At 70.3% G+C, this 12,561-nt stretch carries 15 protein-coding genes; 5 read left to right on the top strand and 10 right to left on the bottom strand.

The features are described from left to right. Positions 1–13: 13 nt before the first annotated feature. Positions 14–1,627, bottom strand: coding sequence for a DAK2 domain-containing protein (locus OG507_RS29050; protein WP_327370087.1), 1,614 nt, complete (start codon positions 1,625–1,627; stop codon positions 14–16). A gap of 259 nt (positions 1,628–1,886) precedes the next feature. Between OG507_RS29050 and rpmB the strand changes: the two genes are divergently transcribed. Then, positions 1,887–2,072, top strand: a complete 186-nt coding sequence (rpmB, locus tag OG507_RS29045) for a 50S ribosomal protein L28 (protein ID WP_030928661.1) — start codon at positions 1,887–1,889, stop codon at positions 2,070–2,072. Between the two features lie 101 nt (positions 2,073–2,173). Here rpmB and thiD read toward each other — a convergent pair whose 3' ends face one another. Together thiD and OG507_RS29035 are read right to left on the bottom strand one after the other, a co-directional pair. Then, positions 2,174–2,971, bottom strand: a complete 798-nt coding sequence (gene thiD, locus OG507_RS29040; protein WP_327370086.1) for a bifunctional hydroxymethylpyrimidine kinase/phosphomethylpyrimidine kinase — start codon at positions 2,969–2,971, stop codon at positions 2,174–2,176. A 10-nt stretch (positions 2,972–2,981) separates the two neighbouring features. Continuing rightward, positions 2,982–3,953, bottom strand: coding sequence for a thiamine-phosphate kinase (locus OG507_RS29035; RefSeq protein WP_327370085.1), 972 nt, complete (start codon positions 3,951–3,953; stop codon positions 2,982–2,984). A gap of 336 nt (positions 3,954–4,289) precedes the next feature. Between OG507_RS29035 and OG507_RS29030 the strand changes: the two genes are divergently transcribed. Together OG507_RS29030 and OG507_RS29025 are read left to right on the top strand one after the other, a co-directional pair. Continuing rightward, positions 4,290–4,523 carry an Lrp/AsnC family transcriptional regulator gene (locus OG507_RS29030; RefSeq protein WP_327370084.1) on the top strand — a complete coding sequence of 78 codons (234 nt, stop codon included), beginning with the start codon at positions 4,290–4,292 and terminating at the stop codon, positions 4,521–4,523. 20 nt (positions 4,524–4,543) lie between these two features. Further along, a complete protein-coding gene (locus tag OG507_RS29025) occupies positions 4,544–5,032 on the top strand; it encodes a DUF3515 domain-containing protein (RefSeq protein WP_327370083.1) in 489 nt (162 codons plus the stop codon). 68 nt (positions 5,033–5,100) lie between these two features. Here OG507_RS29025 and OG507_RS29020 read toward each other — a convergent pair whose 3' ends face one another. From OG507_RS29020 to OG507_RS29010, 3 genes are all read right to left on the bottom strand, one after another. Then, entirely contained in the window at positions 5,101–6,258 is a 1,158-nt protein-coding gene (locus tag OG507_RS29020) for a D-alanine--D-alanine ligase family protein (RefSeq protein WP_327370082.1), read from the bottom strand. Between the two features lie 104 nt (positions 6,259–6,362). Continuing rightward, positions 6,363–7,373, bottom strand: a complete 1,011-nt coding sequence (locus OG507_RS29015; protein ID WP_327370081.1) for an NAD(P)H-dependent glycerol-3-phosphate dehydrogenase — start codon at positions 7,371–7,373, stop codon at positions 6,363–6,365. Further along, entirely contained in the window at positions 7,370–8,122 is a 753-nt protein-coding gene (locus OG507_RS29010) for a lysophospholipid acyltransferase family protein (protein WP_327370080.1), read from the bottom strand. Before OG507_RS29010 ends, OG507_RS29015 begins: the two co-directional genes overlap by 4 nt. A 149-nt stretch (positions 8,123–8,271) precedes the next feature. Here OG507_RS29010 and cofC point away from each other — a divergent pair, with 149 nt between their 5' ends. After that, a complete protein-coding gene (cofC, locus tag OG507_RS29005; RefSeq protein ID WP_327370079.1) occupies positions 8,272–8,955 on the top strand; it encodes a 2-phospho-L-lactate guanylyltransferase in 684 nt (227 codons plus the stop codon). A 10-nt stretch (positions 8,956–8,965) separates the two neighbouring features. Further along, complete coding sequence (locus OG507_RS29000) at positions 8,966–9,169, top strand: hypothetical protein (RefSeq protein WP_327370078.1); 204 nt, start codon at positions 8,966–8,968, stop codon at positions 9,167–9,169. 102 nt (positions 9,170–9,271) lie between these two features. Here OG507_RS29000 and OG507_RS28995 read toward each other — a convergent pair whose 3' ends face one another. The 4 genes from OG507_RS28995 to leuC all read right to left on the bottom strand — a co-directional run bounded on the left by OG507_RS28995 (position 9,272) and on the right by leuC (position 12,439). After that, the gene (locus OG507_RS28995; protein ID WP_327370077.1) at positions 9,272–9,940 is read right to left on the bottom strand and encodes an HU family DNA-binding protein; all 669 of its coding nucleotides are present in this window, start codon (positions 9,938–9,940) and stop codon (positions 9,272–9,274) included. Between the two features lie 143 nt (positions 9,941–10,083). Continuing rightward, positions 10,084–10,311, bottom strand: coding sequence for a hypothetical protein (locus tag OG507_RS28990; RefSeq protein ID WP_072487271.1), 228 nt, complete (start codon positions 10,309–10,311; stop codon positions 10,084–10,086). 104 nt (positions 10,312–10,415) lie between these two features. Next, positions 10,416–11,009 carry a 3-isopropylmalate dehydratase small subunit gene (gene leuD, locus OG507_RS28985; RefSeq protein ID WP_327370076.1) on the bottom strand — a complete coding sequence of 198 codons (594 nt, stop codon included), beginning with the start codon at positions 11,007–11,009 and terminating at the stop codon, positions 10,416–10,418. A gap of 5 nt (positions 11,010–11,014) precedes the next feature. Next, positions 11,015–12,439: a 3-isopropylmalate dehydratase large subunit gene (gene leuC / locus OG507_RS28980; RefSeq protein WP_327370075.1), complete on the bottom strand. Its 1,425-nt coding sequence runs from the start codon at positions 12,437–12,439 to the stop codon at positions 11,015–11,017. Between the last annotated feature and the right edge of the window lie 122 nt (positions 12,440–12,561).

The raw sequence follows: 12,561 nt of genomic DNA, 5'->3' as shown, positions 1-12,561 counted from the left end.
GGACGGGCCCGGCCTACTCCACCCCGATCAGCAGCGGAGCGCACTGGTGGCCGCCCCGGTACACCACCGTGTCGACCGCCAGATAGCCCTCGCGCACATGCTCCTCCAGCGCGTCGGCCAGGCTGTCGGGGATGGCCTCGCCCAGGACCAGGGTGACCAGCTCCCCGCCCGCCGCGAGCATGCGGTCCAGCACGTTCCGGGCCGTTTGCGGTACGTCCTCGCCGATGACCGCGACATCGCCGTCGATCAGGCCCAGGATGTCGCCGGCCTGGCAGATGCCCGCCATGGTCCAGGACTGCCGCTCGGCGACGGCCAGTTCGGCGTAGCGGGTGGCGCCGGCCGCGGCGGTCATCGCGACCACGTCCTCGTCGAAGCTGCGGTCGGGCTCGTGGACGGCGAGGGCCGCGATGCCCTGGACGGCGGCCCGGGTCGGGATCAGGGCGACCCGGACGCCCTCCGTGCGGGCCTGTTCGGCGGCGGCAGCGGCGGTGTGGCGCAGCTCCGCGTCGTTGGGCAGGAGCACCACCTCGCGGGCGTGCGCCCGGCGGATCGCGTCGACCAGTTCGCCGCTGGCGGGCGGCTCCCCCGGGCGTGCCAGGACCGTCGTCGCCCCGGCCTCCTTGCACAGGGCGCGGAGCCCGTCGCCGGGAACCACCACGACGACCGCGCGCTGTACGGGTTCGGCGTGGGGGTGCACCCGGTCCGCGCCGAAGTGGGTGATCCGGATGCGGTACGGCCTGCCCGCCTCGACGCCGGCCTCCACCGCCGCACCCGCGTCGTCGACGTGCACATGGACGTTCCACAGCCCGTCGCCGCCCACGACCACGAGCGAGTCGCCGATTCCGTCGAGCCGGGTCCGCAGCCGGTCCACCGCGTCGTCCGCGGCCTCCAGCAGATAGATCACCTCGAAGGCCGGTCCGCCCTCCGCACAGTCCTGCGGCACGGGGAGGAAGGCCGCGGGCACGGCCGCGTACGTACGCTCGGGCGCCTGCCCGCAGACCGCTTCGACGAGCGCCCCGAGCACCGTCACCAGGCCCCGCCCCCCGGCGTCCACGACGCCTGCCCTGCCGAGGACGGCGAGTTGTCCCGTGGTCGCGTCCAGGGCCGTCCGCGCCCCCTCGTACGCCGCCTGTGCGACCACCGAGGTCCCGGCGTCGTCCGCCGTGCGCCCGGCGGCCTCGGCGGCCGCGGCGGCGACGGTCAGCACGGTGCCCTCGACAGGGTGGGCGACGGCCTGCCGGGCGGCCGCGGCGGCCGTGGTGAGCGCCCGGCGCAGATGGTCCGCGTCGTGTCCGTCGGCCAGCACTCCCGCCATTCCGCGCAGCAGCTGGGCCAGGATCGTGCCGGAGTTCCCGCGGGCGCCGATGAGTGCTCCGTGCGCCATGGCCCGTACCGCGTCGGCGGTGACGGGCACGGTCGTACCGGTCTCGTGGGCGGCGAAGACCGCCTCGACGGCCTGGGCCGCGGACTCCACGGTGAGATAGAGGTTCGTGCCGGTGTCCCCGTCTGCGACGGGGTACACATTGATCGCGTCGATCGCCTCGCGCTCCCGGCCCAGCGCCTGAAGGGCCAGTGAGCACCAGGTACGCACCGCGACGGCGTCCAGATCGTCGGCGGTCTGCGGCACCTGTCGGTCCTCCTCGAAATCGGCCGTGGCCGGCCGGGCTGCACCGCAGGGTAGCCCCGTACGCCCGGTCCGGCGGGGACAGGGGCGGGACGGGAGGCGGCGGAACCCATGGTAGTTTCGTTCTACCGACGCAGCCGTTGTATGCTGCTTCGGTTGCCCGATGAGAGTCGGGCCATTCCTCCGGTGCCGCCACTTCAGTCAAATGAATCCGGCGCGCCGGAATTCACTGTAAGTGCACCTGAAGTCTTTGGAGTGACCCGTGGCTGCCAACTGCGACGTCTGCGGCAAGGGGCCGGGCTTCGGCAACAACATTTCGCACTCGCACCGCCGTACGTCCCGTCGCTGGAATCCCAACATCCAGCGCGTGCGTGCCGTGGTCGGTCGGACGCCGAAGCGGCTCAACGTCTGCACCTCGTGCATCAAGGCCGGCAAGGTCGCGCGCTGACGTTCCCGTCGTAGCGCAGCCTTCCGGTTGCCCAAAAAGCCGGTCCACCTCGGTGGACCGGCTTTTTGCTGTGCACCGGGGTGCGCCGGGGGTGCACCGGGCTACCGCAGCCGCCACCCGTGGTCGACCGGACCGATTCCGGCACCCAGCGGGAAGCCGGCCGCGATCGCCCCCGTGACGTACGCCTTCGCTTCCCGTACCGCCGTGGGTACGTCCCGGCCCAGGGCCAGTGAGCAGGCGATCGCCGAGGCGAGGGTGCAGCCGGTGCCGTGGGTGTGGCGGTTGTCGTGCCTCGGTGCGCGCAGCCAGTGCTCCTCGGTGCCGTCCGTGAGCAGATCGACGGGTTCGCCCGGCAGATGTCCGCCCTTGATGACGACCCAGCGCGGCCCGAATCCGAGCACTCCGATGGCGGCCCGCCGCATTCCGGTCTCGTCCCTGACACTCACGCCGGTGAGCTGCGCCACCTCGTCCAGGTTCGGGGTGGCGACCGTGGCGGCCGGCAGCAGCTTCGTCCGTACGGAATCGAGCGCCTCGGCGGCCAGCAGCGGATCACCGTGCTTGGAGACCCCGACCGGGTCCACGACGACCGGGACGTCGGTGTCCGCGAGGAGTTCGGCCACGGTCTCCACGAGAGCGGCCGACGACAGCATCCCGGTCTTCACCGCCTGCACACCGATGTCGTCCACCACGCTGCGGTACTGGGCGCGCACCGCTTCGACGGGCAACTCCCAGGCGCCCTGCACCCCCAGCGAGTTCTGGGCGGTGACGGCGGTCAGCACGCTCATGCCGTGCACACCGTGCGCCAGCATCGTCTTGAGATCGGCCTGAATGCCCGCACCGCCGCCGGAATCGGATCCGGCGACGGTGAGCACACGGGCGGGTACAGCAGATATGGGCATACGCCGAAATCTACTGGGCGTCCTCGATGTCCCCGAAATGGTCCCAGCCGCCCTTGCTGGTCCAGGGCGCCCCGTCGACCGTGACCTGGGGCAGTGCCGAGGGGTTGAGGACTTCGCCGATCACCTTCCAGCGGGCGGGCAGCTTCACGTCCGGCGGGAAGGTCGCGACGATCGCGTGGTCCTCTCCCCCGGTCAGCACCCACTGCAGCGGGTCCACGCCGACGGCCTGCCCGATGTCGGACATCTGCGAGGGGATGTCGATGAGTCCGGAGTGCAGATCGATCCGGACCTTGCTCGCCTCGGCGATGTGCCCGAGGTCGGCGACGAGTCCGTCGCTCACGTCCGTCATCGCGGTGGCGCCGAGCCCGGCGGCCGCGGGGCCCGCGTGGTACGGCGGTTCGGGGCGGCGATGGGCCTCGACGAAGGCGCGGGGCGAGCGGAAGCCGCGGGAGAGCACGGCGTATCCGGCGGCGGACCAGCCGAGCCAGCCGGTGACGGCGACGACGTCGCCGGGCTGGGCGCCGGAGCGGGTGACCGGTTCGTGGTTGCGCAGATCACCGAGTGCGGTGATCGCGACGGTGATCGTCTCGCCGCGCACCACATCGCCGCCGACCACGGCCGCACCGGCGACCTGGCACTCGTCCCGGATGCCGTCCATCAGCTCGCCGGCCCAGGTGACCGGGAGTTCGGCGGGCACGACCAGGCCGAGCAGCAGCGCGGTGGGCACGGCGCCCATGGCCGCGATGTCGGCGAGGTTCTGGGCGGCGGCCTTGCGGCCGACGTCGTACGCCGTCGACCAGTCGCGGCGGAAGTGCCGTCCCTCCAACAGGATGTCCGTACTGGCCACGACCCTGCGGTCGGGAGCGGACACGACCGCGGCGTCGTCGCCGGGACCGAGCCGTACCGCCGGGGTGGTGGTGAGCCGGGAGGTCAGCTCCCTGATGAGCCCGAACTCCCCCAACTCGCCCACGGTTCCCTTCACCGAGTCTCACCTCTCATCTATCGCGCCGGACGATCGTCCGGGCCGCTTCAGCGGCCGGGGGTCCGGATCGTGGACCGGCCGCCGCCGCAGGGAGCAGTCTGCACCGCTTCTCATCGGCATGTCTGTCCCCCTCCCGCAACGCTCTTGCGCACCGCTGCACATGCGGTCGCGGGCCGTCACTGCTGTCGGTACTGTCAAGAGATACGTCAACTTGTGTCTTGTGCGCGCCACGCTGTGGGCGTCAACCGCCCCGTAGGTCTCCCCGCGGCCCGCGGCAACGCGATACCGTGGCGTCCCTTTCCCCCACATGATCCTCGTGGCCGCCCTGGAGGTTCCGTGGTACAGGCGTACATCCTTATTCAGACAGAGGTGGGCAAGGCGTCGACAGTCGCCGAGACCATCGCGAAAATTCCGGGAGTGATCCAGGCAGAGGACGTCACCGGCCCCTATGACGTGATCGTGCGCGCCCAGGCCGACACGGTCGATGAACTCGGCCGCATGGTGGTCGCCAAGGTCCAGCAAGTGGAAGGCATCACCAGAACCCTGACCTGCCCGGTCGTTCATCTGTAGTCCCCGTCTACGCTGGGCCGGTGACTTCATCCCGCCGCCGGTTCGGCCACCCCGTGTTTCTCGGTCCGTGCGTTGCCGCGCTGCTGCTGGCCGCGACGGGCTGCTCCTCAACGGACGCCGCGGTGTCGATCACGGTTCCCACGCCGTCACCGGAGGCCGCGGTCCACTGCCGTGCACTGCACAAGGAGCTGCCGAAGACCGTTGCCGGGCTCGGCCGCGGTGACACCGGGACGAAGTCCGAACTGACCGCCGAGTGGGGCGACGGTGCGATCGTACTGCGCTGCGGTGTCCCCCGGCCCGCGAAGATGGACGACCCCATGGCGAAGGGCACCGAGGCGGACGGCGTCAACTGGCTGTTGGAGCAGCCGGAGGACGCCGGTCCGCGCTTTACGACGACCTATCGCAAGGCATACGTCGAGGTCAGCCTGTCGACGGCGTACGCGCATGACGCGAGCCCGCTGGCCGCGTTCGGCCCGGCCGTCAGAAAAACGGTTCCCAGCAGCCTGTAGGGCGCGCGCTCCCGGGCGGGAGTGCACGCCCTACGGGGCGGGACTCGTCCCGGCTCGGGCCGGTCGGCTCAGCGCAGGCCCGTCGGCCGGTTCAACGCGGCCTGGATCAGCCGGTCCACCAGCTCCTGGTAGCTCACGCCGCTCTCCTGCCACATCCGCGGGTACATGGAGATCGGGGTGAAGCCGGGCAGGGTGTTGATCTCGTTGATCACGAAGCCGCCGTCCTCGGTGAGGAAGAAGTCGGCGCGCACCAGGCCCTCGCAGGACGCGGCCTCGAAGGCGTCGACCGCGAGCCGCTGGACCTCGGCGGTCTGCTCCTCGGTGAGCGGGGCGGGCACGATCCCGGAGGCCGAGTCGATGTACTTGGCCTCGAAGTCGTAGAAGTCGTGCGAGGTGACCGGCGGGATCTCCGCGGGCACGCTGGCGCGCGGCCCGTCCTCGAACTCCAGCACCCCGCACTCGATCTCGCGGCCGCGCAGCAGCGACTCGACCAGGAACTTGGGGTCGTGGCGGCGGGCCTCCTCGATCGCCTCGTCGAGACCGGCGAGGTCGTCGACCTTGGTGATGCCGATCGACGAGCCGGCCCGGGCCGGCTTGACGAAGAGCGGCCAGCCGTGGTCACCGGCGAAGTCCACGATGCGCTTGCGGGCGGCGGAGGGGTCCGTGTCCCATTCGCGCGGACGCACCACCAGGTACGGGCCGACCGGCAGCCCGAACGAGATGAAGACCCGCTTCATGTACTCCTTGTCCTGGCCGACCGCCGAGGCGAGCACCCCGGCGCCGACGTACGGCACACCGGAGAGTTCGAGGAGTCCCTGGAGGGTGCCGTCCTCGCCGTACGGGCCGTGCAGTACGGGGAAGACGACGTCGACCTCGCCGAGCGCCTTGGGGACCGAGCCGGGCTCGCTGTACACCACTTCGCGGCTGCCGGGGTCGACGGAGAGCACCACGCCGCCCTCGGTGGACTCGGCCAGCTGGGCCACGTCCGGCATCTTCCGGTCCGTGATGGCCATGCGTTCGGGCTCGTCGGCGGTGAGCGCCCAGCGGCCGTCCGTCGTGATGCCGATCGGCAGGACGTCGTACTTGGTCCGGTCGATGGCGTTCAGGACGGCGCCGGCCGTGACGACCGAGATGCCGTGTTCGGAGCTGCGGCCGCCGAACACGACGGCCACGCGCGGCTTGCGGAGCTGCTGCTCCGGGCTCTGGGGGAGGTTCTCGCTGCTCATATCGCGTTGAGCGTACCTGCTGGTACTCCTCGCGTCAGCGTGGCCGGGGCCGCTGGAGCGACGGCCGCGGACCGCACCGGTCCGCCGCTCCCCGGGCGGACCCGTCAGCGGCGCTCGGACTTCGCGCTGCGCGACATCAGCTCGCCCAGAGCGACCATCGGCGGCTTGCCCTCGTGGACGATGCCGACGACCGTCTCGGTGATGGGCATGTCGACGCCGTGCCTGCGCGCCAGATCGAGCACCGATTCACAGGACTTGACGCCCTCGGCGGTCTGCTTGGTGACGGCGATCGTCTCCCGGAGCGTCATTCCGCGGCCGAGGTTGGTGCCGAAGGTGTGGTTGCGCGAGAGCGGCGAGGAGCAGGTCGCCACCAGGTCGCCGAGGCCCGCGAGTCCGGAGAAGGTCAGCGGGTCGGCGCCCATGGCGAGGCCGAGCCGGGTGGTCTCGGCGAGGCCGCGGGTGATGAGCGAGCCCTTGGCGTTGTCGCCGAGGCCCATGCCGTCGGCGATGCCCACGGCGAGACCGATGACGTTCTTGACCGCGCCGCCGAGTTCGCAGCCGACCACGTCGGTGTTGGTGTACGGGCGGAAGTACGAGGTGTGGCAGGCGGTCTGCAGGCGCTGGGCCACTGACTCGTCCCGGCAGGCGACGACGGCCGCGGCGGGGCGGCGCTCGGCGATCTCCTTGGCCAGGTTGGGGCCGGTGACGACGGCGATGCGGTCCGCGGAGACCTTGGTGACGTCCTCGATGACCTCGCTCATCCGCTTCGCGGTGCCGAGTTCGACGCCCTTCATCAGTGAGACGAGGACGGTGTCGGAACCGAGGTGCGGGGCCCAGTCGGCGAGATTGGCGCGCAGTGTCTGCGAGGGCACCACGAGCACCGCGAAGTCGGCGCCGTGCAGCGCCTCGGCGGCGTCGGTAGTGGCCCGGATCGAGGCGGGGAGTTCAATTCCCGGCAGGTAGTCCGGGTTGGTACGGGTCGTGTTGACGGCCTCGGCGACCTCGGCGCGACGGCCCCAGAGCGTGACCTCGCAGCCCGCGTCGGCGAGCACCATGCCGAAGGCCGTACCCCATGAGCCGGTTCCGAAGACGGCCGCCTTTGCGGGGTGCGTCACTTGGGTCCCTTTCCTTCGGCCTTGCGCCGCTGCTCTGCACGGGCCCTGCGGTGGTCGAACGGCTCGGCGGGGGCCTTCTCGCCCCGCACGATCTCCAGCTGCGCTGTCACCGCGGCCATGATGACCTCGGTCGCCTCGCGCAGGACGTCGGGCGTCGGCTCCATGTCGTAGAAACGGGAGAGGTCGACGGGCGGTCCGGCCTGCACCTGGAGGGTCTTGCGGGGGAACAGCCGGAACTTGTTCTCCTTGGCGTACGGCGGCATCGCCAGGTTGGCGCCCCACTGTGCGATGGGGATGACCGGGGCCTTAGTCATCAACGCGACGCGGGCCGCGCCGGTCTTGCCCGCCATCGGCCACATGTCGGGGTCGCGGGTGAGAGTGCCCTCCGGGTAGAAGGCGACGCATTCCCCGCGCTCGATGGCATCGACGGCGGCCCTGAAGGCATCCAGGGCATTGGTCGTCTCGCGGTAGACGGGGATCTGTCCGGTGCCGCGCAGCATCATTCCGACAAAGGGGGTCTTGAAGAGGCCGGCCTTCGCGAGGAGCCGCGGCACCCGTCCGGTGTTGTACTGGAAGTGACCGTACGAAAGCGGGTCCAGATACGAGTTGTGGTTGACCGCAGTGATGAATCCGCCGTCGGCCGGAATGTGTTCCATCCCCCGCCAGTCACGCTTGAACAGGACCACCAGCGGCGGTTTTGCGATCACCGCCGCCAGGCGGTACCAGAAGCCGATTCTGCGGCGGGACACTCGGACACCTTCCTCTAAGGACTTGAACTCTGCCTGGCTACCGACGGTCAAGTCTCGCCCCAGGCCCCTGCTCTGTCGAGAACACCGTACGCCCCGCTTTCCGGACCGACCCTCCGGGTTCTGGCACCGGCAGGCGAGAATAAGCGGCGATGCGCATCGAGAAGAAGATCACCACGAACACCGACCCGGCCGGTCCCTGGTCCCTGGTCGTCCCGTTGAAGCCCTTGGCGCGGGCCAAGAGCAGGCTCGCGCCCGCGACGGGTGCCGAGCTGCGTGCCCGGCTGGCCCTCGCCTTCGCCCGGGACACCGTGGCCGCCGCCCTGTCCTGCCGGGCGGTACGGGATGTGGTGGTCGTCACCAACGACACGGAGGCCGGGGCGGCTCTCGCGGCCCTCGGGGCGCACATCGTGCCCGACGAACCGGACCGCGGACTCAACGCCGCCCTCGCACACGGTGAGCGGGCCGTGCGCAAGGCGCGGCCCGGGGCGGCCCTCGCCGCTCTCAACGCGGATCTGCCGGCACTGCGCCCCGAGGAATTGGCCCGGGTATTCGATTTCTCCGCCGCATTTCCCCGGGCATTTGTCACCGACGCGGCAGGAATCGGCACGACATTTCTGTCGGCCGCACCGGGAACGGAATTGCGCCCGGCTTTCGGTGGTTCTTCCCGGGCCCGGCATCTGGACTCCGGGGCGGTGGAAATCGGCCTGACCGGCATCGATTCGGTCCGCCAGGACGTGGACACCGGCGACGATCTGCGGGCTGCACTGGCCCTGGGCGTCGGCCCGCACACGGCGGTGCGCTGGGCCGCGGGCACCCGCCCGGCGGACCGATAGGCTGCCGTTCATGCAGGCGACCTCGTACACGTACGACCCCGAGACCCGCACCGGCAGCGTGCTGCTCGACGACGGCACCCCGGTGGAATTCGACGCCCGGGCCTTCGACGCCGGCGGTCTGCGGCTGCTGCGGCCGGGGCAGCGGGTGCGGATCGAGGGCACCGGCGAGGGTGCGGACCTGCGGATCACGCTGGTGACGCTGCAGACGTTCTGAAGGGCCGGGGCCTGCATGGGGCCCCATGACAGCCCGCGGGCCGGGCTCCCCAGGGGGAGCCCGGCCCGGCGCGTGTGAATGGCCCTGCGCTGCTCGGCCTCACTACTTCCGTGCGGTGGCCTTCTTGGCCGTGGTCTTGCGCGCCGTGGTCTTCTTCGCGGGCGCCTTCTTCGCCGTGGTCTTCTTGGCGGGCGCGGTCTTGCTGGCGACGGCCTTCTTGGTGGCCGTCGTCTTCTTCGCCGCCGCCGCGGTGGTGGTCTTCTTCGCGGCTGCCGTGGTCTTCTTGGCCGCCGCGGTGGTCTTCTTCGCGGTGGTCTTCTTGGCGGCGGTGGTCTTCGCGGCGGTCACGGCCTTCTTGGCGGTGGCCTTCTTCGCCACGGCCTTCTTCGCGGTGGCCTTCTTGGCGGCCGCCTTGGTCGTCGTACGGGTGGAAGCACCGCCCGAGAGGCTGCCCTTGGGCGCCTTCTTCACGGCCACCTCACCCTTGGGGAGCTTCTTCGAGCCGCTCACCAGGTCCTTGAAGCCCTGTCCCGCGCGGAAACGGGGCACCGAGGTCTTCTTGACCCGCACCCGCTCACCCGTCTGCGGGTTGCGGGCGTAGCGGGCGGGGCGGTCGACCTTCTCGAACGAGCCGAAGCCGGTGACCGATACACGGTCTCCCGCGACAACCGCACGGACGATCGCGTCGAGTACCACGTCGACGGCGTCTGCGGCCTGCTGACGGCCGCCGACCTTGTCGGCAATCGCTTCTACGAGCTGCGCCTTGTTCACGTCTTCCCCTTCGGAGACATTGCCAGAACGAAAGTGTTCAAGCGTTTTCGCACGTTAGGCAGATATATACCGCAAATCAAACACGAAACGGGCTAATCACCCTAGTGCCGCAACGAAGTCGACCGCTGCGCACTTCCGCAGAGTCAGTCACCTTCGGGGAATCGGCCCTCATCGAGGTCCTTCATCAACCGGTCCAGACGCCTTGCCGCATCCGGGAGATCGTGCTTAGCCGCGGCCGTGATGACCAACAGCTTCCGGGACAGCGCCATCCTTACGCCCTCCGGGACTTGCAGTGCGCGCACTCTTGTGTGCGCTTCCTTCAATCGGTCGGCGACTTGGCCGTAAAGCTTGAGTTGGCTGTCGCGTTCCATGCACCGATTGTGCCATCTGGGGCGAGTTGTCGCCCGACGGGGTCTCAACAAGCGACTGCGCCCCCTACCAGATGGCAGGGGGCGCAGTCCTGGAAACGCGCTGCTCAGGCGTTAATTGTACGCGGCTTGTAGGTCGGCCTCGCCGCCTCATAAGTCGCGATGTCCGCTTCGTTCTGAAGGGTGAGGCTGATGTCGTCCAACCCGTTCAGCAGTCGCCAGCGGGCGTTCTCGTCGAGCTCGAAGTCGGCCGTGATGCCCTCGGCGCGGACCTGGCGCGCCTCCAGGTCGACGGTGATCTCGGCCGTCGGATCGGCCTCGGTCAGCTCCCAGAGCGCGTCGACGACCTTCTGGTCCAGGACCACGGTCAACAGCCCGTTCTTCAGCGAGTTGCCGCGGAAGATGTCGGCGAACCGGGAGGAGATGACGGCCTTGAAACCGTAGTTCTGCAGCGCCCACACGGCGTGCTCGCGGGACGATCCGGTGCCGAAGTCGGGACCGGCCACCAGCACCGTGGCGCCGCTGCGCTCGGGGCGGTTGAGGACGAAGTTGCCGTCCTTGCGCCAGGCCTCGAAGAGTCCGTCCTCGAAGCCGTCGCGGGTGACCTTCTTCAGCCAGTGGGCGGGGATGATCTGGTCGGTGTCGACGTTGCTGCGGCGCAGCGGGACGGCCCGGCCGGTGTGTGTGGTGAAGGCTTCCATGATTCTCAGACTCCGGCGGGCGTGAGGGCGTCGGACAGGTCGGCCGGCGAGGCCAGGTGGCCCAGCACGGCGGTGGCGGCGGCGACCTGCGGGGAGACCAGGTGGGTGCGGCCGCCCTTGCCCTGCCGGCCCTCGAAGTTACGGTTCGAGGTGGAGGCGGAGCGCTCGCCGGGGGCCAGCTGGTCGGGGTTCATGCCGAGGCACATCGAGCAGCCCGCGTGCCGCCATTCGGCGCCGGCGGTGGTGAAGACCTTGTCCAGGCCCTCCTCCACGGCCTGCAGGGCGACCCGGACCGAGCCGGGGACGACCAGCATCCGTACGCCGTCCGCGACTTTGCGGCCGTCCAGGATCGCGGCCGCGTTACGCAGGTCCTCGATCCGGCCGTTGGTGCAGGAGCCTACGAAGACGGTGTCCACGTTGATCTCGCGCAGCGGCTGTCCGGCGGTCAACCCCATGTATTCCAGGGCCTTTTCGGCGGCGTTGCGCTCCGAGGCGTCCTCGTACGAAGCCGGGTCGGGGACGCTGGCCGACAGGGGCGCGCCCTGGCCGGGGTTGGTGCCCCAGGTGACGAACGGGGCCAGCCCGTCGGCGTCGATGACGACCTCGGCGTCGAAGACCGCGTCGTCGTCGGTGCGCAGCGTCTTCCAGTACGCGACGGCGGCGTCCCAGTCCTCGCCCTGCGGGGCGTGGTCGCGGCCCTTCAGGTAGTCGAAGGTGGTCTCGTCCGGGGCGATCATGCCCGCCCGGGCGCCGGCCTCGATCGACATGTTGCAGATGGTCATCCGGGCCTCCATCGAGAGCTTCTCGATGGCCGAGCCGCGGTATTCGAGGATGTAGCCCTGGCCGCCGCCGGTGCCGATGCGGGCGATGATCGCGAGGATCAGGTCCTTGGCCGTGACGCCGTCGGGCAGTTCGCCGTCGATGGTGATCGCCATCGTCTTCGGGCGTGCCAGCGGCAGTGTCTGGGTGGCCAGCACATGCTCGACCTGGCTGGTGCCGATGCCGAACGCCAGCGCGCCGAAGGCGCCGTGCGTGGAGGTGTGGGAGTCGCCGCAGACGACCGTGGTGCCGGGCTGGGTCAGACCCAGCTGCGGGCCGACCACGTGCACGACGCCCTGCTCGACATCGCCCAGCGGGTGCAGCCGCACGCCGAACTCCGCGCAGTTCTTGCGCAGGGTCTCCAACTGAGCGCGGGAGACCGGGTCGGCGATCGGCTTGTCGATGTCGAGGGTCGGGGTGTTGTGATCCTCGGTGGCGATGGTGAGGTCGAGGCGCCGCACCCGGCGTCCGGCCTGGCGGAGACCGTCGAAGGCCTGCGGGCTGGTCACCTCGTGCAGCAGGTGCAGATCGATGAAGAGAAGGTCGGGCTCACCATCGGCGCGCCGGACGACATGGTCGTCCCAGACCTTCTCCGCGAGTGTCCTACCCATCGCTTTCCCTCCGGCCGGCGTCTTCGCCGGCCCAACTAGAGATTCGGTGCGCCGCCGTCCGGACCCCCGTGCGGGGCGGTGGCTACGGGCCGTTGTGTGGCCGCCCCTACAGGTTCGCAACT

This window comes from Streptomyces sp. NBC_01217, assembly GCF_035994185.1.
In the GTDB taxonomy this organism is placed as follows: domain Bacteria; phylum Actinomycetota; class Actinomycetes; order Streptomycetales; family Streptomycetaceae; genus Streptomyces.
This window is presented reverse-complemented; position numbering and strand designations above follow the sequence as displayed.

Excerpts from the sequence above, each read along its gene's own strand:
- leuD (WP_327370076.1), bottom strand. The coding sequence starts at position 11,009 with ATGGAAGCCTTCACCACACACACCGGCCGGGCCGTCCCGCTGCGCCGC.
- OG507_RS28990 (WP_072487271.1), bottom strand. The coding sequence starts at position 10,311 with ATGGAACGCGACAGCCAACTCAAGCTTTACGGCCAAGTCGCCGACCGA.
- leuC (WP_327370075.1), bottom strand. The coding sequence starts at position 12,439 with ATGGGTAGGACACTCGCGGAGAAGGTCTGGGACGACCATGTCGTCCGG.
- thiD (WP_327370086.1), bottom strand. The coding sequence starts at position 2,971 with ATGCCCATATCTGCTGTACCCGCCCGTGTGCTCACCGTCGCCGGATCC.
- cofC (WP_327370079.1), top strand. The coding sequence starts at position 8,272 with ATGCGCATCGAGAAGAAGATCACCACGAACACCGACCCGGCCGGTCCC.
- OG507_RS29000 (WP_327370078.1), top strand. The coding sequence starts at position 8,966 with ATGCAGGCGACCTCGTACACGTACGACCCCGAGACCCGCACCGGCAGC.
- OG507_RS29020 (WP_327370082.1), bottom strand. The coding sequence starts at position 6,258 with ATGAGCAGCGAGAACCTCCCCCAGAGCCCGGAGCAGCAGCTCCGCAAG.